Below are 23,018 nucleotides of genomic sequence, written 5' to 3' on the forward strand. Positions count from 1 at the left end.
CGTCCGCCCCGGCCCCCGCGCCGACGGGCGCCAGCTACGGTTCCACCGCGCCCCCGGCCGCCCCGTCCGCCGGTGCGGGCTTCGCGCCCCCGCCGCTCCCCGGCCGCCTCCAGGGCCCGGTCCAGCCCCCGGCCCCGCACGGCAGCGGCGCCGGGTTCGCCCCCGCCCCGGCCGTCGGAGGTCCCGGCGTCGGCGCCCCCGCGCCCGCGTACCCGGAGTTCGACACGGGTCCCGGCACGGAGGCGTTCCCGGTCTTCGACGCGCCCGACGGGCCGACGGGCGGGCCCGCGCTGGGCACCGTACCCGTGGGGGCCGAGGAGCCGCGCTGGCCCGGCCCCGAGGCCATGGACTTCCCGGCCCCGGTCCAGAAGCCCGGCCCCATCACCCCGGCGCCCGGCCCGGTCACCCCGCCGCCCGGTCCGCAGCCGCCGCGGCAGACCGTCCCGGTGCCCCCGCCCGGCCCGGCGGGCAAGAAGCAGGCGAAGCCCGCGAAGCCGGGCAAGGCGGGCAAGGCTGGCAAGTCCGCCGCCCCGGCCGCGCCCGCCAAGAAGGGCCGCTCCAAGGTGGCCCTCCTCGGCGGTGCCGTCGTCGTCCTCGCCGGCGCGGTCTACGGCGCCGGACTGCTGCTGAACCACTCCGACGTCCCCAAGGGCACCACCGTCCTCGGCGTCGACATCAGCGGCAGCCGCGACGACGCCGTCACCAAGCTCCAGACCGCCTTCGGCACCCGCGCCGCGGCCCCGCTGCAGCTCAGCGTGGGCGGCAAGCAGGTCGAGCTGAAGCCCGAGAAGGCCGGTCTGACCCTCGACAGTCAGACCACGGTCCGCAACGCGGCGGGCAGCGACTACAACCCCGTCACGGTCATCGGCTCGCTCTTCGGCGTCGAGCGCACCGCCGAGGCGGTCATGCCCGTCGACGAGGAGAAGCTGCGGGTCGCCCTGCAGGAGCTCGCCGGCACCGCCGGCTCGTCCACCGAGGGCACCATCAAGTTCGACACGGGCAAGGCCGTCGCGGTCCCCGGCAAGGCGGGCACCAGCCTCGACGTCGACGGCTCCGTGGACAAGGTCACCAAGGCCTTCCGCGAGCTGGTCGGCACCGGCAAGGCCGGCGCGGTCGAACTCCCCACCGCCACCAAGGAACCCACCGTCACCGAGGCGGAACTGAACCGGGCGATGAAGGAGTTCGCGGAGCCGGCGATGTCCGCCCCCGCCACCGTCAAGGCGGGCGGCAAGAGCCTGCCCTTCGGTGCCAGGTCCCTGCCCAAGATCCTCAGCATGACCGCCGTGGACGGCCACCTCGTCGAGAAGTACGACCTGGAGGCCCTGAAGGCGACCTACGGGAACACCTTCGACGGGGTCATGATCACGCGGGGGACCGGCGCGAAGACCGCGGTCACCCCCCAGGACGTCGCCGGCGCCCTCGGCAAGGCGCTCGTGGGCAAGACCCCCGCCGAGCGGATCGTCACCATCGAGACCAACGCCGGCTGACGGTCCCGCACGCACGGCACGCACGGCACGCACGGCCCCTTCCCGGTCCCCGGGAGGGGGCCGCGGTCGTCTCCGCACGACGGCAGCACGACGGCAGCACGACGGCCGCGCCGCGTCCGCACACGTCCGCGTCATGCCGACCGCATGACATCCGTCATGCGGCAGTCACGACCGCCGACACTGCCGGAGACACCCCCGTACGGGCGATCCTCGATCCATGACGACGACGACCCCGGCGCACTCCGCGGGACCGGCCACCACGGCCGGCCCGGTAGTGAGCTTCCAGAACGTGACCAAGAGCTACGGCCAGGTCCGCGCGGTCGACGGCCTCTCCCTGGAACTCCACCCGGGTGAGACCGTCGCACTCCTCGGCCCCAACGGGGCCGGCAAGTCCTCCACCCTCGACCTCCTCCTCGGGCTGCGCCCGCCGGACTCCGGCGAGGTCCGGCTCTTCGGCGCCACCGCCCGCGAGGCCGTCGCGGCCGGCCGGGTCGGCGCGATGCTCCAGAGCGGCGGCCTGATGGAGGAGGTGTCCGTCCGCGAACTCGTCGCCCTCGGCTGCTCCCTGCACCCCCGCCCGCACCCCGTGGACGAGGTCCTGCACCGCGCCGGCATCACCGAGATCGCCTCCCGCATGGTCAACAAGCTCTCCGGCGGCCAGGAGCAGCGCGTCCGCTTCGCCCTCGCCACCGCGGGCCACAACGACCTGATCGTCCTCGACGAGCCCACCACCGGCATGGACGTCACCGCCCGCCAGGCCTTCTGGGCCACCATGCGGGAACAGGCCGCCCAGGGCCGCACGGTCCTGTTCGCCACCCACTACCTGGAAGAGGCGGACGCCATCGCCGACCGGGTGCTGGTCCTCAACAAGGGCCGGCTCCTCGCCGACGGCAGCGCCGCCGAGATCAAGGCGAAGGCCGGCGCCCGCCGGGTCGCCTTCGACCTCGACGGCAGCGTCGACGAGCAGGTGCTGCGCGCCCTGCCCGCCCTGACGGGCTTCGAGCTGCACGGCACCACCGTCAAGCTCCAGTCGAGCGACGCCGACGCGACCGTGCACGCCGTGTACGCGCTCGGCCTCTACCCCAGGAACCTGGAGGTCGCGGGCCTCGGCCTGGAGCAGGCCTTCATCGCCCTCACCGAGGCCGAGGAGGCCAACCGATGAACGCCGGAACGTACCAGCTGATCAAGCTGGAGGTCATTCGCGCCCTGCGCAACAAGAAGTACCTGTTCTTCACCGTGATGTACCCGGCCGCCCTCTTCCTGATGCTCGGCGGCACCCTGAGCGGCACGACCAAGGTCATGGGCACCGAACTGACGATGCCCGCCTTCTACATGGTCGCCATGGCCTCCTTCGGCGCGCTGACCGCCGTCCTGGTGGGCAACAGCGAACGCATCGCCAAGGAGCGGGAGAAGGGCTGGGTCCGCCAGCTGCGCCTGACCGCCCTGCCCGGCCGCGGATACGTCCTCGCCAAGACCGCCAGCGCGGGCGTGCTCTCCCTGCCCGCCATCCTGGTCGTCTTCGTGGTGGCCGCCGTCGCCAAGGACGTCCGGTTCGAGGTCTGGCAGTGGCTCGCCCTCACCGTCGCGATCTGGGCCGGCAGCCTGGTCTTCGCCGCGCTGGGCGTGGCCATCGGCTACTGCGCCAGCGGGGACAACGTCCGCCCCATCACGATGCTGCTCTACTTCGGCCTCTCGATCCTCGGCGGCCTGTGGATGCCCACCGCCGCCTTCCCGCAGTGGCTCCAGACCATCTGCGAGTGGCTGCCCACCCACGCCTACGCGGGCCTCGGCCAGGCGATCGAGCTGGGCAGTGCACCGCACGTCAAGGACGTGGCGATCCTCGCCGGGTACTTCGTACTCTTCACCGGTGCGGCCGCCTGGCTGTACCGCAAGGACTCGCTGAAGGCGTGACGCAGAGATGGCAGTGACGGTCGACGACCACGACGACACCGACACGACGCGGACGACGGGCGGGATCCGCATCGGGATCCCGCCCGGGATCCGCCGCCAGCACCTCGTGAAGCTGTTCTGGACGGGGCTGTGGCTCTTCTACCTCAGCGCCCCCGTCCTCGACCTGGTCCGCGGCGGACACGGCGCCGCGGCCCGGACGCTCGGTGTCCTCGGCCTCGCCGCGTTCGTCGTCGCCTACCTGATCCTCGTCCTGCGGGCCGGGCCCGTGGTCTTCCCGGGCCGGGTCATGATCACGCTCGGCGTCCTCACCGCCCTGGCCACGGTCCTGTCCCTGGCCCTGGGCCGCGAATGGCTCGTCCTCTTCGTCTACGTGGCCATCTCCTCGGGCGCCGCCCTGCCCGGGGAGTACTCCCGCTGGACCGTTCCCGCCGCCACCACCCTGCTCAGCGTGACGGCCCTCCTGGTGCCCGACGGCGACCACTACCTGGTGGGTCTGCTCCTCCCGGCCCTGATGGGCGGATTCGCGATGGTCGGCGTCCGGGCGATGCTGCGCACCACCATGGAACTGCGCGAGGCCCGCGCCACCGTGGCCCAGCTCGCGGCCAACGAGGAACGCCTGCGGATGGCCCGCGACCTGCACGACCTGCTGGGCCACTCCCTGTCGCTGATCACGCTGAAGAGCGAACTCGCGGGCCGGATGCTGCCGGACCACCCCGACCGGGCCGCCCGGCAGGTCGCGGACATCGAGCAGGTGTGCCGGCAGGCGCTGGTCGACGTACGGGAGGCCGTCAGCGGCTACCGGCGCCCCACGCTCCCCGGCGAACTGGCCGGGGCCCGCACGGCCCTGACGGCCGCCGGGGTGACGGCCGACCTGCCGACCGAGGCCCCGGGGGAACTCCAGGAGGATACGGAGTCGGCCCTGGCCTGGTCGCTGCGCGAGGCCGTCACCAACGTCGTCCGGCACAGCGGGGCCAAACGGTGCACCGTCACCCTGGAGGCCTGTCAGACGCTGGCGGGCCCGGTCATGGAACTGACCGTCCGCGACGACGGCGCCGGAGGCCCCAGCGCCCACGGCAACGGCCTGACCGGTCTGACGGAACGGCTGGAGGCCGTCGGCGGCACCCTGGCGGCGGGCCCCGCGGGCAAGACCGGCTTCCGGCTGCGCGCCCGGGTCCCCCTAGGATCCTCCTCATGACCCCAGCCGCGCCCATCCGCATCCTGCTGGCCGAGGACCAGTCGATGGTCCGCGAGGCCCTCGCCGCCCTGCTGGGGCTGGAGCCGGACATCGAGGTGCTGGCCCAGGTCGCGCGGGGCGACGAGGTGGTCGCCGCGGCCGGCAGCCACGACGTGAACGTCGCGCTCCTGGACATCGAGATGCCCGGCATGACGGGCATCGAGGCCGCGGCGGAACTCCGCCGGTCCCACCCCTCCCTCAAGATCGTCGTCCTGACCACCTTCGGCCGGCCCGGCTACCTGCGCGGCGCGATGGAGGCGGGCGCCTCCGCCTTCCTGGTCAAGGACGCCCCGGCCGCGCAGCTCGCCGACGCGGTGCGCAAGGTCCTGGCGGGGGAGCGCGTCATCGACCCCACCCTCGCCGCGGCGGCCCTGGCGGACGGCGCGAACCCGCTGACGGACCGCGAGCGGGAGGTCCTGCGGGAGGCGGAGTTCGGCGCGACCAACGCCGAACTGGCGGCCCGCCTCAACCTGTCGCAGGGCACGGTCCGCAACTACCTCTCGACGGCCATCCAGAAGCTCGCGGCCCGCAACCGGGCCGAAGCGGTGCGCGTGGCCCGCGAAAAGGGCTGGCTCTAGGCCGGCCCCTTCGGCCGCTCCGCCCCCGGGCCCCCGCGCCCCAAACGCCGGCGGGGCCGGAATCGCCCTGCGGGCCATCCGGCCCCGCCGGCGACCGACGTCCCCCGGGAAGGCTCAGTTCAGCAGGGCGCGGGCCGAGACGGCCTCCGCCCTGATCCGTACCGCGGCGTCGACGTCCACCGCGTCCATCACCCGCGCGTACGCCTCCAACTCACCCGCCCCCTCCCGGAACGCCCCCCGCTCCACCAGCAGCCGCGCCCGCTCGTAGCGCAACCTCGCCGGATGCGACGGCAGCAGCAGCGCCAGGTCCAGCGCCCACAGCGCGACCCCCGACTGCTCGGGCCGCGAGGAGGCCCACGCCCGGATGTTGTTCAGGATCCGCAGCACGATGTCCAGGGTCCGGGCCGGCGTCCGCGGTCCCTCGGCCAGCTCCGCCGGGCCCGCGCCCAGCGAGGCCCCGCCCGCGAACGGGTCCACGACGACCCCCTCCTCGGGATCCCCGAAGCCGATCACGAAGTGGCCCGGCAGCCCCAGCCCGTACACCGGCGCCCCGGCCCGCCGGGCGACCTCCAGCCACACCACCGACAGCAGGATCGGCAGCCCCCGCCGACGCCGCAGCACCTCGTGCAGCAGCGAGGACGACAGCCGGTCGTAGTCGGCCGGGGTGCCGTGGAAGCCCATCCGCCCGCCGAGCAGCTCCGTCACCGCCGAGGCCCACGCCCGCGGCCCCCGCAGCCCGTACGGAAGCATCCCCGCGAGCCGGTCCAGCTCGATCTGCGCCCAGTCCATGACCCGTTCGTCGAGCTCCGGGTCGGCCTCCGCCGCCAGCAGCAGGCACAACTGCGCCAGGTCCGGCCGCTCGGCGCGGGCCTCCGCCGCGAACAGCTCCCGCGTCGCCGCGCTCACCGGCCGCCCTCCCGGAAGTGGTGGTAGGCGTGGTGGGTGGCGAAGCCCATCCCGTCGTAGAGGGCGCGGGCCCCCGGGTTGTCGGTCTCCACCTGGAGCCACGCGGCCGACGCGCCCTCCTCCAGCGCCCGCCGCGCCAGAACCGCCATCACGGCCGTCGCGAGCCCCCGGCGCCGGTGTGCGGGGTCGACCGCCACGGCGCCGAAGCCCGCCCAGCGCCCGTCCACCACCATGCGCCCGACGGCCCGGCCGCCGCCGAGCGAGGCGAACCACACCGACGGCCCCTCGACCAGCATCCGCCGGGCCAGCCCCGGGTCCCGGACCTTGCCGTAGCGGCCCAGCCAGTCCTCGTCCGGAGTCCGCGTCAGCGTCACCGCGGCCGAGGCCGCCTCGTCCGCGTCCGCCTCGCCGACCGGCGCGAGCGCCCCGATCCGCACCTCCGCGGAGACCTCGTTGACCCAGCCCCGCCGCTCCAGCTCCGCGCAGAGCAGCTCCTGCGTGCCGACCGCGCCCGTCGCCGCCTGCACGTACGCCGGAAGCCCGCGCTCCGCGTACCACGCGGTCACCCGCGCGAGTGCTTCGTCCAGGGGTATCCCGGGGTCGCCGAGCGGGAGGACCGAGTTGGCCCGCCGGGTGAACCCCTCGGCGGCCCGCAGGGTCCACTCGCCCAGCCGCTCGCTCTCCAGCGGCAGCCAGGCCCGCGCCGTGACCCTCGCGAGCTCCTCGAAGGAGGCCGCCGGACCCCGTCGGCGGGCCGGTGCCGGGGGCACGACCTTGCCCGCTACCAGCGAGGATTCCGGGATGCGGACGGACACGCCGTCCTTGCGTGTGATCGTCAGCACACCCTCCTTCCAGGATGTGAGAACGCCGACGGCGTCCGAGAAGACAGGGGGTACCCCAGCCTCGCCCTCCACCCGTCGTACAGAGACTCGTTTACCCACGTCAGCCGGGGTGATACGGATCTCCAGCAGCCCACCGGCAGTGATTTCCACAGCTCTGTCCGCCCCTCCTGTTCGGATCGTGCCCGGGAACGGAGATACTAGGTGCGGGCATCGACGACGCCGCGCTCCCGCGCGAATGGAAAGCCCTACCGAGGAGGAACGAGAGCGTGACCTACGTCATCGCGGAGCCTTGTGTCGACGTCAAGGACAAGGCATGCATCGAAGAATGCCCCGTCGACTGCATCTACGAGGGCCAGCGGTCCTTGTACATCCACCCGGACGAGTGCGTCGACTGCGGCGCGTGTGAGCCGGTCTGTCCGGTCGAGGCCATCTTCTACGAAGATGACACCCCGGAGGAGTGGAAGGACTACTACAAGGCGAACGTCGAGTTCTTCGACGAGCTCGGTTCGCCCGGTGGTGCCTCCAAGCTCGGTCTGATCGAGCGGGACCACCCCTTCGTCGCCGCACTGCCTGCCGACATCAACGGCGAGCACTGACCGTTCACGGCAGACGCGCCTCTCGGTCCCGTACGGCACTCCCGCCGCACGGGACCGAGCCGTTTTCCCGCTTCCCACAGAGAGCAGAGACCACCGTGGCCGCAGTATCCGACCGTCTTCCCGCCTTCCCCTGGGACAAGCTGGAGCCGTACAAGGCCACGGCGGCGGCCCATGCGGACGGCATCGTCGACCTCTCCGTCGGTACGCCCGTGGACCCGGTTCCGGAGCTGATCCAGCGCGCCCTGATCGGCGCCGCGGACTCCCCGGGCTACCCGACGGTATGGGGGACGCCCGCCCTGCGCGACGCCATCACCGGCTGGCTCCGCGGCCGGCTCGGCGCGAGCGCCGCCGGGCACCGCAACGTCCTGCCCGTGGTGGGTTCCAAGGAACTGGTCGCCTGGCTGCCGACCCAGCTGGGCCTCGGCGCCGGCGACAAGGTGGCCTACCCGCGCCTGGCCTACCCGACGTACGAGGTCGGCGCGCGGCTGTGCGGCGCCGAGGCCGTGGTCTACGACGACCCGACCGAGCTCGACCCGGCCGGCGTGAAGCTCCTGTGGCTCAACTCCCCGTCCAACCCGACCGGAAGGGTCCTCTCCAAGGAGGAGCTGATCCGGGTCGTCGCCTGGGCGCGCGAGCACGGCATCCTGCTCTTCAGCGACGAGTGCTACCTGGAACTCGGCTGGGAGGCCGAGCCCGTCTCCGTCCTGCACGACGAGGTCTGCGGCGGCTCCTACGAGGGCATCGTGGCCGTCCACTCGCTCTCCAAGCGCTCCAACCTGGCCGGGTACCGGGCCGCCTTCATCGCCGGTGACGCCGCCGTACTCGGCGAACTGCTGGAGATCCGCAAGCACGGCGGCATGATGACCGCCGCCCCCGTCCAGGCCGCCGTCGTCGCGGCGCTCGGCGACGACGCCCACGTCGAGGAGCAGCGCGGCCGCTACGCCGCCCGCCGCGAGGCGCTGCGCACGGCCCTGGAGGCGCACGGCTTCCGGGTCGAGCACAGCGAGGCCAGCCTCTACCTGTGGGTGACCCGCGACGAGCCCTGCTGGGACACCGTCGCCCACCTCGCCGGCCTCGGCATCCTGGTCGCGCCGGGCGACTTCTACGGCGAGGCCGGCGCGAACTTCGTCCGCGTGGCCTTCACCGCCACCGACGAGCGGGTCGAGGCCGCGGTCAAGCGCCTGGGCTGAGGCCCCGCCGCCCCGTGACGGCCCGAAGGGGCCGGGAGTGCTCACTCCCGGCCCCTTCGGCGTTCCGTGCGGGTCAGCCCCCGAGCGGGAGCTGGCCGACGGGCAGGGTGCTCACCGGCAGCTGGCCGACCGGCAGGTCCTTCACCGGCAGGTCCTTCACGGGCAGGTCCTTGACCGGCAGCTGCCCGGCCACCGGCAGCCCGCCCAGCATCCCGCCGGCACCGTCCGCCACGGCGGCGGCGGGGGCGGCCGCCGGGACGGCCTCGGTGGCGGCGGGGACGGCCCCGGTCACGGCGCCCGCCGCCTCGGTGGCGGCGGAGGCGTCCGGCGCGGTGAGTGCGCCCAGCTGCGGCACGGACTCCAGGCCCGCGGCACTGGCCGCGCCGGCCGCACCGACCACGGGAGCGGTTCCGGCTGCGAGGAGAAGCGCGGCGCGGGCGATCCGGCGGGTCAGGGGGAGGGACATGATGCTCCTAAGCGGTAGCGGCTGCGTACGCCGTGTACAACCGCTGCCGGGGTGGGTGGAGTTGCGGACCCGGCGGGTAAAGGATCAGTAACGCATCGTTTAATCGGCTTCCGCGACAAACGCATTGGATGCGCGCCCACCAGGCCTTCAGTCCGCTTTCGGCCCGCCCGGCCCGGCCGCCCGGCCACCCCCGCACGGGTGAGGTCCCGTACGCACGGGCGGTTCCCGCGTCAGCCCCGGCGGGCGACGAAGATCCGCACCTCGTCCGGCGCCGGGTCGTACGGGTCCGTCCCGCCCGCGCTCCGCGGCCGCCAGGCGCCCCCTTCGCCGCCCGCCGTCCAGCGGGAGGTGCCGTACGAGACCCGGGCGATCCCCAGCTCGCTCGAACGGGCCACCGCCCAGTGGGCCATCGCCCGGCCCCGGCGCGCCTCGCCCGGCCCGCCGTCCTTGCGCAGCCGCAGCGAGACCTCGGCCTCCGGGACCGTGCCCGGCCTCGTGCGGCCCGCCGCGGCGCCGGCGCGGGCGCCGCCCAGGGCCTCCGCGCCGAAGGCCCGGGTCAGCTCCGCGCGGACCCTCTCGGGGTCGCCCGGCTGCGGGGCCGGGCCCGAGCAGGTCAACGTGGCCGGCGTACCGCTCTCGCCGAAGGCGGCCGTCAGGACCGTGGCGTCCGGCTCGTGCTTCGCGTAGGCCTGCGGGAAGCCGCTGAGCTGCACCTTCTGCGCGGCCACCGTCAGCGGCAGCCGCGTGTACCCCTTGATCTCGGCGAGCCGGTCGTAGAAGATCCCCGCCGAGTACACCGGGTCCATGATCTGCTGCGGGGTGCCCCAGCCCTGCGAGGGCCGCTGCTGGAACAGGCCCAGCGAGTCCCGGTCGCCGTGGTCGAGGTTGCGCAGCGCCGACTCCTGCATCGCGGTCGCCAGCGCGATGGTCACCGCCCGGTCCGGCAGCCCCTTGGAGATCCCGACGGCGGCTATCGTCGCCGCGTTGGCTGCCTGTTCGGGAGTCATCTCGTACGTCTGCACGGTGCCCGGGGAGGCTGCGCCCGCGCCGGTCGCCGTGACCTTGCAGTGCGGGGCGCCGCCACCGGTGGAGGACCGCTGCGCGGCGAAGTACCCGGCCACCGCGAGCAGGACGGCCAGACCCAGGGCCACGCGGAGCGGCCTGCGGCGGCGGGGACGGGAGCGATCGGTCTCGGACACGCGGCCCACCGTACTTGAGCCGTTCGACGCGTCCAGTGACCGGACGGACCCCGTTCCGGCGCATCCCGGGGCGTTAGGGTCGGGTCCATGTCCGAATCCGAGCTGGACCTCACCCTGGACGCTGCCGAGCTGACCGCCCGCCTCGTCGACATCCCATCCGTGAGCGGCGACGAGAAGGCACTCGCCGACCTCGTGGAGAACGCGCTGCGCGGCCTCGCGCACCTGACCGTCGACCGCCACGGCAACAACGTCGTCGCCCGTACGCACCTCGGCCGCGGCGAGCGCGTCGTACTCGCCGGCCACCTCGACACCGTGCCGATCGCCGACAACGTGCCGTCCCGACTGGACGAGAACGACGTCCTGTGGGGCTGCGGCACCACGGACATGAAGTCCGGGGTCGCCGTGCAGCTGAGGATCGCGGCGACCGTCCCCGAGCCCAACCGCGACCTCACCTTCGTCTTCTACGACCAGGAAGAGGTCGCCGCCGACCTCAACGGCCTCGGCAAGGTCGCCGCGGCCCACCCCGACTGGCTGACCGGCGACTTCGCCGTCCTGCTGGAGCCCTCCAACGCCGAGGTCGAGGGCGGCTGCCAGGGCACCCTGCGCGTCCTGCTCCGCACCAAGGGCGAGCGCGCGCACTCCGCCCGCAGCTGGATGGGCGCCAACGCCATCCACGCCGCGGGCCCGATCCTGGCGAAGCTGGCCGCGTACGAGCCCCGCAGGCCGGTCATCGACGGCCTGGAGTTCCACGAGGGCCTCAACGCGGTCCGGATCGAGGGCGGCGTCGCCAACAACGTCATCCCCGACGGCTGCACGGTGACGGTGAACTTCCGCTACGCCCCCGACCGCAGCGAGGCCGACGCGCTGGCCCACGTACGGGAGGTCTTCGCCGACTGCGGGATCGACGAGTTCGTCGTCGACGACTCGTCCCCCGGCGCCCTTCCCGGCCTCTCCCACCCGGCCGCCGCGGCCTTCATGGAGGCCGTCGGAGGCCACGCCATGCCCAAGTTCGGCTGGACGGACGTGTCCCGCTTCAGCGCGCTCGGCGTCCCGGCGGTGAACTACGGTCCGGGCGACGCCCTGCTGGCCCACAAGGTCGACGAACGCGTCGAGACGAAGGCGATCCTGCACTGCGAGGAACGACTCCGTGCCTGGCTGACCTCCTGAATTCCACCTCCCGTCACCTTCGTGCGCCTAACCTGATCCAACGATCAGCAGGAGGGAGCACATCATGGGCAACCCTGAAGGTTCGTCCCGTCGCAAGCCGGAGGAGCAGCAGCTCGGGCCGGTGCTGCGCAGGCGGGGACAGGTCCAGGCGGGCAGTACGACGGACCAGCGGCTGCTGGACTCGGCCGGACCCTCCGAGTGGGTGCACACCGATCCCTGGCGGGTCCTGCGCATCCAGTCGGAGTTCATCGAGGGCTTCGGCACGCTCGCCGAGCTGCCGCCCGCGATCAGCGTGTTCGGGTCGGCCCGCACTCCGGTGGACTCGCCGGAGTACGAGGCGGGCGTACGGATCGGGCGCGCGCTCGTGGACGCCGGCTTCGCCGTCATCACCGGCGGCGGCCCCGGTGCCATGGAGGCGGCCAACAAGGGCGCCCGCGAGGCGAACGGCATCTCCGTCGGCCTGGGCATCGAGCTCCCCTTCGAGCAGGGGCTCAACCAGCACGTCGATCTCGGTCTGAACTTCCGGTACTTCTTCGTCCGCAAGACGATGTTCGTGAAGTACAGCCAGGGGTTCGTGGTGCTGCCGGGCGGTCTCGGCACCCTGGACGAGATGTTCGAGGCCCTGACCCTGGTGCAGACCCAGAAGATCACCCGGTTCCCGATCGTGCTGTTCGGCACGGAGTACTGGAGCGGTCTGATCGACTGGCTGCGCAACACGGTCATCGCGCAGGGCAAGGCCTCGGAGAAGGACCTCTACCTCTTCCACGTCACGGACGACGTGGACGAGGCGATCGCGCTGGTGACGAAGGAAGTCGGGAAGTAGCTCCCGCACCGTCCCCGGGCGGGAGACCGCGCGGGGACGGCCCGGCCGCGGACGCCCGCGGGACCGGCCGGGGAGGCCCTCAGGCCAGGCCGCGGCGGGCGACGGCCGGAGGGCGGTGGCCCTGGATCGAGGCCACCATGTCGAGGATCTGCTTGGTCTCCGCGACCTCGTGGACGCGGTACACCCGGGCGCCGAGCCAGGCGGACACGGCCGTGGTGGCCAGCGTTCCCAGCAGGCGTTCCTTGACCGGCTTGTCGAGGGTCTCGCCGACGAAGTCCTTGTTCGACAGGGAGACCAGCACCGGCCAGCCGGTGTCCGTCATCTCCGACAGCCGACGGGTCGCCTCCAGCGAGTGCCGGGTGTTCTTCCCGAAGTCGTGACCCGGGTCGATCATGATCGACTCCCGGGGGACGCCCAGCGCCGCCGCCCGCTCCGCGAGCCCGACCGTGACGCGCAGGATGTCCTCCATGACGTCCTCGTACGAGGTCCGGTGCGGCCGGGTCCGCGGCTCGACCCCGCCCGCGTGGGTGCAGACGATGCCCGCGCCGTGACGTGCGGCGACCTCCGCCAGCCTGGGGTCCACCCCGCCCCACGCGTCGTTCAGCACGTCCGCCCCGGCCTCGCACACGGCCTCGCCGACCTCGTGCCGCCAGGTGTCCACGCTGATCACCACGTCCGGGTGGCGGCGGCGCACCTCCGCGACGAAGCCGACCGTGCGCCGGGCCTCCTCGGCGGCGTCCACGTGCTCGCCGGGACCGGCCTTGACCCCGCCGATGTCGATGATCGCGGCGCCCTCGGCCACGGCACGCTCGACGCGGTCCAGCGCGGGCTCGTCGCGGAAGGTCGCGCCCTGGTCGTAGAAGGAGTCCGGGGTCCGGTTCACGATGGCCATGATCACCGGCTCGTGGGGGTCGAACTCGCGCCTGCCCAGTCGCAGCATCCTGCTCTTTCCTCCTTCGGCGACCCTCGCGCCTCGTCTGCGACCTTAACCTGGTGGCCGGAGTCTCTCAGGGGAGTTGATCGTGTTCTGGTTCTTGCTGATCGCGCTGGTCGTGGTCGTGGCCGCGGTCACCCTCGCGGTGGTCGGCGGAGGCGCGGAAGCCGTACTGCCCGACGCCGAACCGGACCGGGTGGCCGACGGACTCCCGGAGAGCCGGCCGGTGGTGCGGGCCGACATCGACGCCCTGCGGCTGCCGGTCGCGCCGCGCGGCTACCGGATGGCCGAGGTGGACGACGTACTGGACCGGCTCGGGGCCGAGCTGGCCGAGCGGGACGCCAGGATCGCCGAGCTGACGGCCGCCGCCGCGCCGCACGGGCCGGCCGGCGCCCCGGAGCCCGCCGGCCGGATCGACCTCACCAAGGACGAGCGGTGAGCGGCGGCGGCCCGGTCGCCGGGCCCGACGGCGGACTGCGCTGCCCGTGGGGGCTGTCCACGGAGGACTACGTGGCCTACCACGACACCGAGTGGGGCAAGCCGGTCCACGGGGACGACGCCCTGTACGAGCGACTGTGCCTGGAGGCCTTCCAGTCCGGGCTGTCCTGGCTGACGATCCTGCGCCGGCGCGAGGGGTTCCGTAAGGCCTTCGCGGACTTCGAGATCGCGGCGGTCGCCCGCTTCGGACCCGAGGACGCCGAACGGCTCCTCGCCGACGAGGGCATCATCCGCAACCGGGCCAAGATCGAGGCCACCCTCGCCAACGCCAAGGTCCTGGCCGGCTGGCGGCCGGGGGAGCTGGACGCGCTGATCTGGTCCCACGCCCCGGAGAAGCCGGGCCCGGCCCCGGAGGACACCGCCGACGTGCCGGCGGTGACCCCCGAGTCCACGGCCCTGGCCAAGGCCCTCAAGAAGGCGGGCATCCGATTCGTCGGACCGACCACCGCCTACGCCCTGATGCAGGCGTGCGGCCTGGTCGACGACCACCTCGCGGGCTGCGTCTCCCGCGGGGCGTAGCCGGCCGCCGCGGGGCCGGCGGTCAGCGGCCCAGGTACCGCGGCGGCTGCTTCGCGAGGAAGGCCTGGACGGCGATGGAGTGGTCCTCGGAGGCACCCGCGCGGGTCTGGAGCGCGTCCTCGCGCTCCAGGGCCTCGGGGAGCGAGCGGGCGGCCCCGTACGCCAGGGACTCCTTCAGGGCCGCGTAGGCCACCGTGGGGCCCGAGGCGAGGGTACGGGCGACGGCCTCCGCCTCCGCGTGCAGGGACTCCGCCGGGACGAGCCGGTTCGCGATGCCCAGCTCGAACGCCTCCTGCGCCTTCACCGAGCGGGGGAACAGGAGCAGATCGCCGGCGCGGGAGGCGCCGATCAGGCGGGGGAGGGTCCAGGAGACCCCGGAGTCGGCGGTCAGGGCCACCCCGGCGAAGGAGGTGTTGAAGGAGGCCGTGTCCGCGACGACGCGGAAGTCCGCCGCCAGCGCGAAGCCGAAGCCGGCCCCGGCCGCGACCCCGTTCACGCCCGCCACCACCGGCTTGGGCATCTCGGTGATGGCCCGCACGATCGGGTTGTAGTGCTCGGCGACGGTGCTCATCGTCAGGGAGGAGCCGTGCTCGCGGTCCGCCGCGAGGTTGCCGATGTGCTCCTTGAGGTCCTGGCCCACGCAGAAGGCCCGGGTCCCGGCGGCGGTCAGCAGGACCGCCCGCACCGCGGTGTCGGCGCCGGCGGCCCGGAGCGCGTCGCGCAGGGCGACCTTCGTCTCCGTGTTCATGGCGTTCATCGCGTCGGGCCGGTTGATCGTGACGGTCGCTAGTCCGTCGCTCACTTCGTAGAGCACGCTGTCGGCCATGGCGGGGGTCCCCCTTCGTCGCGGGCTTGGCTACCGGCCGGTACCGGCCGGTCCAAGGGTCAGCATGGCGGACGCGGCCGGGGGCGGGCATGTGATGTGCGTCAAACAAAGCGGAGCCCGTCCGCCGGGAGCAGCGGCGAAGTATCGCAGGCGGATCCCCGAAATGAGTGGTTTTGGTCGAGCGCGTTGCGCAAGCGTTCCCGGCCGATGTTGGTCATCGGGTCCTGACATGCGGGATAATGGCTGGGAAGCAATGTGTTCGATGCCGGGTACTAGGCGCCTGAACGGGGCCGTCGGCTGACGATGAGCTGGTTTCAGGAAGGGGAACGAGCATGGCGGCCATGAAGCCGCGGACGGGCGACGGCCCGCTCGAGGTCACCAAGGAGGGGCGGGGCATCGTCATGCGCGTACCGCTTGAGGGCGGCGGTCGGCTCGTCGTCGAGCTGACTCCCGACGAAGCGGACGCCCTGGGTGACGCCCTGAAGAAGGTCGTCGGCTGAAGCGTCGGCACCATCTGATCTCTGCACCGCCCCGGCCGCTCCGCGCGACCGGGGCGGTGTTGCGTCCGGCCTCCCTTTTTACGCGCCGCTCCCGCGGCTCGGCCCTGGCGGCCCTCCCCGGCTTCGCAGCGCTGCGAAGGACTCCGTCCGTCGGCCCGCGGTGCGGGCGGGGCGTCCGGGCGCGGCCCGCCGTTGATGCCGGGGCGAAGGTCAGCGGCGGACCGCGCAGAGGAGGCCGTCGCCGACCGGGAGGAGCGCCGCCTCCAGGGCCGGGCTCTCCCGGACGCTGCGCAGCAGCTCGCGCACCCGGATGACCTCCACCGGCTGGGCGGCCGAGTCGACCGTACGGCCGTCGGAGAAGACGCCCTCGAAGCAGACCAGGCCGCCGGGGCGCAGCAGACGCAACGATTCCGCGAGGTAGTCGAGGGACTCGGAGGGGTCTCCGTCGCAGAAGACGAGGTCGTAGCCGCCGTCGGCGAGCCGCGGCAGCACGTCGAGCGCGCGGCCCGGGATGAACCGGGCGCGGTTGCCCGCGAAGCCGGCGGCGCGGAAGGCCTGGCGGGCGAAGGCCTGCCGGTCCGGCTCGGGATCCACCGTGGTCAGGACCCCGTCGGGGCGCATCCCGTGGAGCAGGTGGATGCCGGAGACCCCGGTGCCGGTGCCGATCTCGGCGACCGCCTTGGCGTCCGCGGTGGCGGCCAGCAGGCGCAGCGCGGCACCGGTCCCGGGGGAGACGGCCCGCAGACCCGCTTCCCTGGACCGGTCGCGGGCCCATCGCAGAGCGTCGTCCTCGGCGACAAACGCGTCGGCGAACGCCCAGCTCGTCTGCCGGTTGCCGCTAATGACCCTCTCCTGTCCCCATAGTTGGCGCAACGGTGACTGTATCCGCTGACGTCGGGAACCCGCAGATGGGACCGGGCGTTGGGAGTAACAGAGGCGGGATAGAGGGGACGGCAGCGGGCAGATCGGCGGCCCGGGACCCAGGACCCGAGCAAAGTTACTGCAAAAATGCTTATCCAGAGCTGACGGGAGGGGTGGCTATGGTAGGGGCTCCACTGGACACCACCAGAGCCGATAGGGGAGGTGCGGCTGCGCCTGTGGATCGTGGAGGCGTACTGAGACGCCTCTTCTGGTCGGCGGGTGAGCCGAAATCCGTGACCGACATCGCTGACCGTTTCCACACCGCCACCACCGCAACCTTTGCCGCCGATGCGGGCTCCCAGGCGTGGACCCCTCCCACGTGGGAGGAGATCGTCAGCACGCACAGCGCGCGGGTCTACCGCCTCGCCTACCGCCTCACCGGCAACCAGCACGACGCGGAGGACCTGACGCAGGAGGTCTTCGTCCGCGTCTTCCGCTCGCTGTCCACGTACACGCCCGGCACCTTCGAGGGCTGGCTGCACCGCATCACCACGAACCTCTTCCTGGACATGGTGCGCCGCAAGCAGCGGATCCGCTTCGACGCCCTCGGCGACGACGCCGCCGAGCGGCTCCCGAGCAGGGAGCCGTCCCCGCAGCAGGTGCTCCACGACACCCACTTCGACGCGGACGTGCAGCAGGCGCTGGACACCCTCGCCCCGGAGTTCCGGGCGGCCGTGGTCCTGTGTGACATCGAGGGCCTGTCGTACGAGGAGATCGCCGCCACGCTCGGCGTGAAGCTCGGTACCGTCCGCAGCCGCATCCACCGCGGCCGTTCGCACCTGCGCAAGGCGCTCAAGCACCGGTCCCCCGAGGCCCGTGCCGAGCAGCGGGCCCTGGCGGGCGTCGCGGTGGGCGCCCCGGGCGCCGGGGGAGAGGGCGGAGCCGAGTGAGCGGAGTCAGTCCGTCCCCCGCCGAGCAGCACCTGGGCGACCGGCTCGCCGCCCTGGTGGACGGGGAGTTGAAGCACGATGCGCGCGAGCGGGTGCTGGCGCACCTGGCGACCTGCGCCAAGTGCAAGGCCGAGGCCGACGCGCAGCGCCGGCTGAAGACCCTGTTCGTGGAGAGCGCCCCGCCGCCCCTGTCCGCCGGACTGCTGGCGCGCCTGCAGGGCCTGCCGGGCGGAGGTCCCGACGGGGCCGCCGGGCCGCCGGGCGGTGGTCCGGGTGGTCCGCTGGGCGCCGGTTCGCCGGGTGCCGATCCCTTCGCCTCCTTCGGGTACGCCGCCCCGGCCGCCCCGCGCGAGGGGTTCCGCATCCACGAGGTCGCCCGTCCCCGGCGCCGGTTCGCCTTCGTCGCGGCGGGAGCCGTGTCGCTGGCCGCGATCGCGCTCGGGGGTTCACTGCCGCTGGACTCGGTCGAGCCGAACGTGCGGGGCGACGCCCCCGCCACCCGGCCCGGCCCGTCGGTCCCGCTGACCGACGCCTTCGTGCGCGACCGGCTGCCCAGCCCCGGTGGTGTCCCCAGCCCGGGCCCGGCCGGACCGTTCCCCACGCCGACCCCCAGCGCCCCGGCGACCGCGGTCCCGGCGACCGCCGTCCCGGCTTCGCTCGCCCGCTGAGCGGTCACGGCGGAGCCCCGGCGGGAGCCGGGGCTCCGCCGGCGCGCGGCACCTGGTTGAATCTCCGGCAGTTGCGCCGCCGTGCGGTGCGCCAGGCCCGCGGGGAGCGTTCATGTCCGACAGTCGCGACAGTCAGCGGAGCGGTCCGGCTCCGTCCTGGTGGAGCCGGCCCGCCGACCCGGCGCCGTCCGCTCCGGCGGACGGCCCCGCCCCGCAGGCACCGTCCTCCGAGGCGGACTCCGCGACACGGCCCGGGCCCGGGGAGCAGGACGCCGCCCCCGGACCGCGCTACGACCCCTGGGCCGACCGGCCCCTCCACGTGGTGGACCACGGGCATGCGCGCCATGCCCCCGGGATCTGGCGGCTGGTGGTCTTCGGCTCGGTGATCGCCCTCCTCGCCGGTGGCCTCGGCGGCTACCTCGGCATCCTCGCCGAGCGGCGYGCCGGCACCCGCCTGGAGCTCCCGCAGTCCGCCGTCGACCACAAGGACCGGGCCCCGGAGAGCGTGGCGGGCATCGCGGCCACGGCCCTGCCCGGCGTGGTCACCCTGCACGTCAGCGGCGGCGGCAGCGGCGGAGGCGGCACCGGAACCGGATTCGTCCTGGACGACCAGGGCCACATCCTGACGAACAACCACGTCGTCGCCGACGCCAAGAACATAACCGTCACCTTCAGCACCGGCGAGAGCGTCGCCGCCGAGCTGGTCGGCCGCGACGGCGGCTACGACCTGGCGGTCGTCAAGGTGTCCGGAGTCCGCGGCCTGCGCCCGCTGGCCCTGGGCAACTCGGAGAACGTCCGGGTCGGCGACCCGGTCGTGGCCATCGGGGCCCCCTTCGACCTCTCCAACACCGTCACGGCGGGCATCATCAGCGCCACCGGACGCCCCATCACCGCGGGCGGCGACAAGGGCGACGGCAGCGACATCAGCTACGTCGACGCCCTCCAGACCGACGCCCCCATCAACCCCGGCAACTCCGGCGGCCCGCTCCTGGACTCCCGCGCCCACGTCATCGGCATCAACAGCGCGATCCGCGGCGCCGACAAGAGCGACGACGGGGACAGCACCCGTCAGAGCGGCAGCATCGGCCTCGGCTTCGCCATCCCCGTCAACCAGGGAAAGCGGGTCGCCGAGGAGCTCATCCGCACCGGCCGCGCCACCCACCCCGTCATCGGCGTCACCCTGGACATGCAGTACAGGGGGGACGGAGCGCGTGTGGACTCCAAGGGCGAGGACGGGAAGCCGTCGGTGGTCGCCGACGGCCCGGGAGCCCGCGCCGGGATCAAGGCCGCAGACGTGATCACCAAGGTCGACGGGGTCCGCGTGCACGGCGGGGACGAGCTGATCATCAAGATCAGGGCCCACCGCCCCGGGGACCGCCTCACCCTGACCGTGCTGCGCGACGGCACGGAGCGCACGCTGGAAGTGCAGCTCGGCTCGGCGAGCGGTTCCTGACACGAATACCGCATGACGCCCGGGTGAATCCGGGAAGAGGGCCGCACCGACGTAGGGGACCGCAAGGAACGCCGGGTACCGTTGTCCGGGCCCGATGTGGAGAGAGCCGAGGAGCGGCAAGGTGTTCAACGACATAGGCGCACTCGAACTGGTCACGATCGTGGTGCTCGCCATCCTCATCTTCGGCCCCGACAAGCTGCCGAAGGTGATCCAGGACGTCTCCGGCATGATCCGCAAGATCCGCTCGTTCTCCGACAGCGCCAAGCAGGACATCCGCTCCGAGCTGGGGCCCGAGTTCAAGGACTTCGAGTTCGAGGACCTGAACCCGAAGACCTTCATCCGCAAGCAGCTGACCGAGAACGAGGACCTCAAGGAGCTCCGCAGCAGTTTTGACCTCCGCAAGGAGCTGAACGACGTCACCGACGCGGTCAACAGCAAGGACGCGGCTTCCGCCCCCGCCGCCCCCGCCGCCCCCGCCACGCCCGCCGCCGGCACCGGTCCGGACCTGCTGAAGAAGCCCTCCGCCCCGGCCCCCGAGGCACGCACCCCCTTCGACGCCGACGCCACCTGAGCCGCGGCCTGCCCGTCGATCCGGGGCCGGATGGCTATCCTCCATCTGTCCGGACCGAAGACGCCCGAGGGAGGGGGTCCCCCCAGCGCAGCGAGGGGGAGGGCCGTTCCGGACCTCACGGAACGAGAGGCCGCCCAGATGGAGACGACGCGCAGCAGCCGGGTGGGCGTGCAGCCCGCAGAAGCACCCGCCGCGCCCCCGCAGACCGAAGAAGCGACCCCGGGACAGCCACCGGAGCCCGGCGTGCCGGTCCCGGCGGCCCGCCGCGCGGCCGCAGGCTACCTGAAGGCCGACTTCCCCTGGTACGGGCTGGACGGCGCCTTCACCGGCCCCCGCTGGCTCATGCAGGTCGGCACCGGGGCGGACGGCACCGTGGAGCACGGGTCGACCGGCCACGGCGACGAGCCGTCCGCCCGGGGTGAGATCGCCACCGGCGAGAAGGAGCGGTTCGCGGTGGTGATCACCGTGGCCAGCAACCCGCTGCGCCGCAGCGGCGACGGCACCGGCGTCCTGGAGGCCACCTCGGTCTCCTCCGCGGCCTGGCTGGCCRGTTCCGGCCTGCTGGCCTACAGCTGGCCGCAGCAGATGGACCACACCCTGCGCGACGACTGGCTCGACCAGCAGAGCGAGGCGGCGTGGATCCTCGCCGACGACCTCGCGGGGCCGGACTGGTCGACGCTCTCGCTGCCCGTGGACGGGCAGCCGACGCCCTTCCACTACCGCGAGTCGGAGTTCGGCTGGGTGCTGGCCGGCTCCGCCGGGAGCGGGGTCCACCTGGGCGCGTACGGACGCGGGATGAGCGCGTACGGGCTCGGCTTCTCGGCGATCGGCGACCTGGCCGCGTACGAGTAGGCGGCAAGGCGGACGCAGCGCACGACGCAGCGCACGACGCAGCGCACGACGAAGGGCACCGCCGTCCGGCGGTGCCCTTCGTGCCGCGCGGCCCCTTCGCGGGCCGCGGGCGAGGTCAGAACTTGTTGCGCGGGGTGATCCCCAGCGACATGCCCGACAGGCCGCGGGCGCGGCCGCCCAGCTTGCCCGCGATCGCGCGCAGCGCGGCGCCCGCCGGGGAGTCCGGGTCGGACAGGACCACGGGCTTGCCGTCGTCGCCGCCCTCGCGCAGCCGTACGTCGATCGGGATGCTGCCGAGGACCGGCACGGACGCGCCGACCGTCTTGGTGAGCCCGTCGGCGACCTTCTGGCCGCCGCCGGAGCCGAAGACGTCGACCATCTCGTCGCAGTGCGGGCAGGGCAGGCCCGACATGTTCTCGACGACACCGACGATCTTCTGGTGGGTCTGCACGGCGATCGAGCCGGCCCGCTCCGCGACCTCGGCCGCCGCCTGCTGCGGGGTGGTCACGACGAGGATCTCGGCGTTCGGCACCAGCTGGGCCACGGAGATCGCGATGTCGCCGGTGCCCGGCGGCAGGTCGAGCAGCAGGACGTCCAGGTCGCCCCAGAAGACGTCGGCGAGGAACTGCTGGAGCGCGCGGTGCAGCATCGGTCCGCGCCACACGACCGGGGCGTTGCCCGGGGTGAACATGCCGATCGAGATGACCTTCACGCCGTGCGCGGACGGCGGCATGATCATGTTCTCGACCTGGGTGGGACGGCCCTCGACGCCGAGCATGCGCGGCACGCTGTGGCCGTAGATGTCCGCGTCGACCACGCCGACCTTCAGGCCGTCGGCAGCCATCGCCGCGGCGAGGTTGACGGTGACGGAGGACTTGCCGACGCCGCCCTTGCCGGACGCGACCGCGTAGACGCGGGTCAGCGAGCCGGGCTTGGCGAAGGGGACCTCGCGCTCGGCGGTGCCGCCGCGCAGCGTGGCCGCGAGGTCCTTGCGCTGCTCGTCGCTCATCACGTCGAGGGTGACGGCGACGGAGCTGACGCCCGCGACCTTCTCGACGGCCTCGGTGACGTTCTTGGTGATCGTCTCGCGCATGGGGCAGCCGGACACCGTGAGGTAGACCGTGACGGCGACGGCGCCGCCCTCGCCGATCTCCACCGATTTCACCATGCCGAGCTCGGTGATCGGGCGGTGGATCTCGGGGTCGTTCACCGTCGACAGCGCGTCCAGGATCGCGTCCTGCTCGGGCGCGGCGGCGTCGGCGGCGGAGCTTGTGTCGGTAGCCATGCCCCGATGGTACGGCTCGGTAGCTCGCCTCAGGAAAGCCCGTCAGCGGTCGCCTTCGTCACTTTCGCCGGTGAACAGCCGCCGCTCGTCCATCTCCTTGATCAGGTCCTGGAACTCCGACCTGATCCAGTCGCGGGTGGCGACCTCGCCCAGGCCCATGCGCAGCGCCGCGATCTCGCGGGTCAGGTACTCGGTGTCCGCGATGGAGCGCTCGTTCTGCTTGCGGTCCTGCTCCAGGTTGACCCGGTCGCGGTCGTCCTGCCGGTTCTGCGCGAGCAGGATCAGCGGAGCGGCGTAGGAGGCCTGGAGGGACAGCATCAGCGTCAGGAAGATGAAGGGGTACTCGTCGAACCGCAGGTCGTCGGGCGCGAAGATGTTCCACAGCACCCACGCGATGATGACGATCGTCATCCAGACGATGAACCGGCCCGTGCCGAGGAACCGCGCGACCCGCTCCGACAGCCGTCCGAAGGCCTCCGGGTCGTACTCGGGCAGCAGCCTGCGGCGGGCGGGGCGCGGCTGGTCCAGCCGTACGCGCGAACGCGACAGTGCGCTCGCGCCCAGGGCGACGCTGGCCTTCGCCCGCTCGGAGGAACGTTCCGGCCGTTCGTTGCGCAGCCGCTCCGCGGCCTCCTCCAGCCGGTCGGAGAGCCCGTCCCGGGCATGCTCGCGCCGCTCCCGGCGCCGTTCGCGCGCCGCGTC

26 protein-coding genes are annotated in these 23,018 nt (G+C 73.3%); 17 read left to right on the forward strand and 9 right to left on the reverse strand.

All coding sequences use genetic code 11. The features are described 5' to 3' along the window. The 5 genes from AB4039_RS31475 to AB4039_RS31495 form a co-directional block, all read left to right on the forward strand. Positions 1-1,487 (forward strand): hypothetical protein (locus AB4039_RS31475; protein ID WP_442272380.1); only part of this gene is annotated, 1,487 nt, incomplete at its 5' end. Positions 1,488-1,704: 217 nt separating this feature from the next. Then, positions 1,705-2,649: an ABC transporter ATP-binding protein gene (locus tag AB4039_RS31480; protein WP_266842051.1), complete on the forward strand. Its 945-nt coding sequence runs from the start codon at positions 1,705-1,707 to the stop codon at positions 2,647-2,649. Beyond that, positions 2,646-3,398, forward strand: coding sequence for an ABC transporter permease (locus AB4039_RS31485; RefSeq protein WP_266842053.1), 753 nt, complete (start codon positions 2,646-2,648; stop codon positions 3,396-3,398). The genes AB4039_RS31480 and AB4039_RS31485 overlap by 4 nt, the downstream gene beginning before the upstream one ends. Before the next feature lie 7 nt (positions 3,399-3,405). Then, positions 3,406-4,593, forward strand: a complete 1,188-nt coding sequence (locus AB4039_RS31490) for a sensor histidine kinase (protein WP_266842055.1) — start codon at positions 3,406-3,408, stop codon at positions 4,591-4,593. Next, positions 4,590-5,210, forward strand: a complete 621-nt coding sequence (locus AB4039_RS31495; RefSeq protein ID WP_266842056.1) for a response regulator transcription factor — start codon at positions 4,590-4,592, stop codon at positions 5,208-5,210. Before AB4039_RS31490 ends, AB4039_RS31495 begins: the two co-directional genes overlap by 4 nt. Positions 5,211-5,324: 114 nt before the next feature. Here the strand turns inward: AB4039_RS31495 and AB4039_RS31500 are convergent, their stop codons facing one another. Beyond that, the gene (locus AB4039_RS31500) at positions 5,325-6,116 is read right to left on the reverse strand and encodes a transglutaminase-like domain-containing protein (RefSeq protein ID WP_266842058.1); all 792 of its coding nucleotides are present in this window, start codon (positions 6,114-6,116) and stop codon (positions 5,325-5,327) included. Continuing rightward, complete coding sequence (locus AB4039_RS31505; RefSeq protein WP_442272381.1) at positions 6,113-7,108, reverse strand: GNAT family N-acetyltransferase; 996 nt, start codon at positions 7,106-7,108, stop codon at positions 6,113-6,115. Before AB4039_RS31505 ends, AB4039_RS31500 begins: the two co-directional genes overlap by 4 nt. Before the next feature lie 116 nt (positions 7,109-7,224). Here AB4039_RS31505 and fdxA point away from each other — a divergent pair, with 116 nt between their 5' ends. Together fdxA and dapC are read left to right on the forward strand one after the other, a co-directional pair. Further along, entirely contained in the window at positions 7,225-7,554 is a 330-nt protein-coding gene (gene fdxA, locus AB4039_RS31510; protein WP_030226044.1) for a ferredoxin, read from the forward strand. Between the two features lie 95 nt (positions 7,555-7,649). Then, on the forward strand, positions 7,650-8,744 hold the full coding sequence (gene dapC, locus AB4039_RS31515) for a succinyldiaminopimelate transaminase (protein WP_266842062.1): 1,095 nt from the start codon (positions 7,650-7,652) through the stop codon (positions 8,742-8,744). A gap of 73 nt (positions 8,745-8,817) precedes the next feature. Here dapC and AB4039_RS31520 read toward each other — a convergent pair whose 3' ends face one another. Next, complete coding sequence (locus AB4039_RS31520; protein ID WP_266842063.1) at positions 8,818-9,210, reverse strand: ATP-binding protein; 393 nt, start codon at positions 9,208-9,210, stop codon at positions 8,818-8,820. A 230-nt stretch (positions 9,211-9,440) separates the two neighbouring features. Next, the gene (locus AB4039_RS31525; protein WP_442272382.1) at positions 9,441-10,409 is read right to left on the reverse strand and encodes a hypothetical protein; all 969 of its coding nucleotides are present in this window, start codon (positions 10,407-10,409) and stop codon (positions 9,441-9,443) included. 87 nt (positions 10,410-10,496) lie between these two features. On the opposite strand from AB4039_RS31525, the gene dapE reads away from it, so the two are divergent. Together dapE and AB4039_RS31535 are read left to right on the forward strand one after the other, a co-directional pair. Further along, entirely contained in the window at positions 10,497-11,576 is a 1,080-nt protein-coding gene (dapE, locus tag AB4039_RS31530; RefSeq protein ID WP_266842067.1) for a succinyl-diaminopimelate desuccinylase, read from the forward strand. Positions 11,577-11,640: 64 nt separating this feature from the next. Then, positions 11,641-12,399: a TIGR00730 family Rossman fold protein gene (locus AB4039_RS31535; protein WP_266842069.1), complete on the forward strand. Its 759-nt coding sequence runs from the start codon at positions 11,641-11,643 to the stop codon at positions 12,397-12,399. A 79-nt stretch (positions 12,400-12,478) separates the two neighbouring features. Here the strand turns inward: AB4039_RS31535 and folP are convergent, their stop codons facing one another. Then, a complete protein-coding gene (folP, locus tag AB4039_RS31540) occupies positions 12,479-13,339 on the reverse strand; it encodes a dihydropteroate synthase (protein ID WP_266842071.1) in 861 nt (286 codons plus the stop codon). Positions 13,340-13,421: 82 nt separating this feature from the next. Between folP and AB4039_RS31545 the strand changes: the two genes are divergently transcribed. Beyond that, positions 13,422-13,772, forward strand: a complete 351-nt coding sequence (locus AB4039_RS31545) for a DivIVA domain-containing protein (protein WP_442272383.1) — start codon at positions 13,422-13,424, stop codon at positions 13,770-13,772. After that, complete coding sequence (locus AB4039_RS31550; RefSeq protein WP_442272384.1) at positions 13,769-14,350, forward strand: DNA-3-methyladenine glycosylase I; 582 nt, start codon at positions 13,769-13,771, stop codon at positions 14,348-14,350. The genes AB4039_RS31545 and AB4039_RS31550 overlap by 4 nt, the downstream gene beginning before the upstream one ends. A 22-nt stretch (positions 14,351-14,372) precedes the next feature. Here the strand turns inward: AB4039_RS31550 and AB4039_RS31555 are convergent, their stop codons facing one another. Further along, positions 14,373-15,176: an enoyl-CoA hydratase-related protein gene (locus AB4039_RS31555; protein ID WP_266842074.1), complete on the reverse strand. Its 804-nt coding sequence runs from the start codon at positions 15,174-15,176 to the stop codon at positions 14,373-14,375. Between the two features lie 332 nt (positions 15,177-15,508). Here AB4039_RS31555 and AB4039_RS31560 point away from each other — a divergent pair, with 332 nt between their 5' ends. Continuing rightward, the gene (locus tag AB4039_RS31560) at positions 15,509-15,676 is read left to right on the forward strand and encodes a DUF3117 domain-containing protein (RefSeq protein WP_003966491.1); all 168 of its coding nucleotides are present in this window, start codon (positions 15,509-15,511) and stop codon (positions 15,674-15,676) included. Between the two features lie 210 nt (positions 15,677-15,886). On the opposite strand, the gene AB4039_RS31565 is transcribed toward AB4039_RS31560, so the two are convergent. Then, positions 15,887-16,549, reverse strand: a complete 663-nt coding sequence (locus AB4039_RS31565; protein WP_266842075.1) for a class I SAM-dependent methyltransferase — start codon at positions 16,547-16,549, stop codon at positions 15,887-15,889. Between the two features lie 167 nt (positions 16,550-16,716). Between AB4039_RS31565 and sigE the strand changes: the two genes are divergently transcribed. The 5 genes from sigE to AB4039_RS31590 all read left to right on the forward strand — a co-directional run bounded on the left by sigE (position 16,717) and on the right by AB4039_RS31590 (position 21,031). Continuing rightward, entirely contained in the window at positions 16,717-17,487 is a 771-nt protein-coding gene (gene sigE / locus AB4039_RS31570; RefSeq protein ID WP_371676795.1) for an RNA polymerase sigma factor SigE, read from the forward strand. Continuing rightward, positions 17,484-18,155, forward strand: a complete 672-nt coding sequence (locus AB4039_RS31575; protein WP_266842079.1) for a zf-HC2 domain-containing protein — start codon at positions 17,484-17,486, stop codon at positions 18,153-18,155. The genes sigE and AB4039_RS31575 overlap by 4 nt, the downstream gene beginning before the upstream one ends. A gap of 112 nt (positions 18,156-18,267) precedes the next feature. Beyond that, positions 18,268-19,608: a S1C family serine protease gene (locus AB4039_RS31580; protein WP_442272385.1), complete on the forward strand. Its 1,341-nt coding sequence runs from the start codon at positions 18,268-18,270 to the stop codon at positions 19,606-19,608. A gap of 121 nt (positions 19,609-19,729) precedes the next feature. Further along, positions 19,730-20,179, forward strand: a complete 450-nt coding sequence (locus AB4039_RS31585) for a sec-independent translocase (protein ID WP_266842082.1) — start codon at positions 19,730-19,732, stop codon at positions 20,177-20,179. Between the two features lie 138 nt (positions 20,180-20,317). Then, positions 20,318-21,031 carry a hypothetical protein gene (locus AB4039_RS31590; protein WP_442272386.1) on the forward strand — a complete coding sequence of 238 codons (714 nt, stop codon included), beginning with the start codon at positions 20,318-20,320 and terminating at the stop codon, positions 21,029-21,031. Between the two features lie 115 nt (positions 21,032-21,146). On the opposite strand, the gene AB4039_RS31595 is transcribed toward AB4039_RS31590, so the two are convergent. Together AB4039_RS31595 and AB4039_RS31600 are read right to left on the reverse strand one after the other, a co-directional pair. Next, positions 21,147-22,316 carry a P-loop NTPase gene (locus AB4039_RS31595; RefSeq protein WP_266842086.1) on the reverse strand — a complete coding sequence of 390 codons (1,170 nt, stop codon included), beginning with the start codon at positions 22,314-22,316 and terminating at the stop codon, positions 21,147-21,149. 42 nt (positions 22,317-22,358) lie between these two features. Continuing rightward, positions 22,359-22,934: a DUF1003 domain-containing protein gene (locus tag AB4039_RS31600; protein WP_266844014.1), complete on the reverse strand. Its 576-nt coding sequence runs from the start codon at positions 22,932-22,934 to the stop codon at positions 22,359-22,361. Positions 22,935-23,018: the final 84 nt, after the last annotated feature.

Source organism: Streptomyces sp. M-16, assembly GCF_052114405.1.
GTDB lineage: Bacteria > Actinomycetota > Actinomycetes > Streptomycetales > Streptomycetaceae > Streptomyces.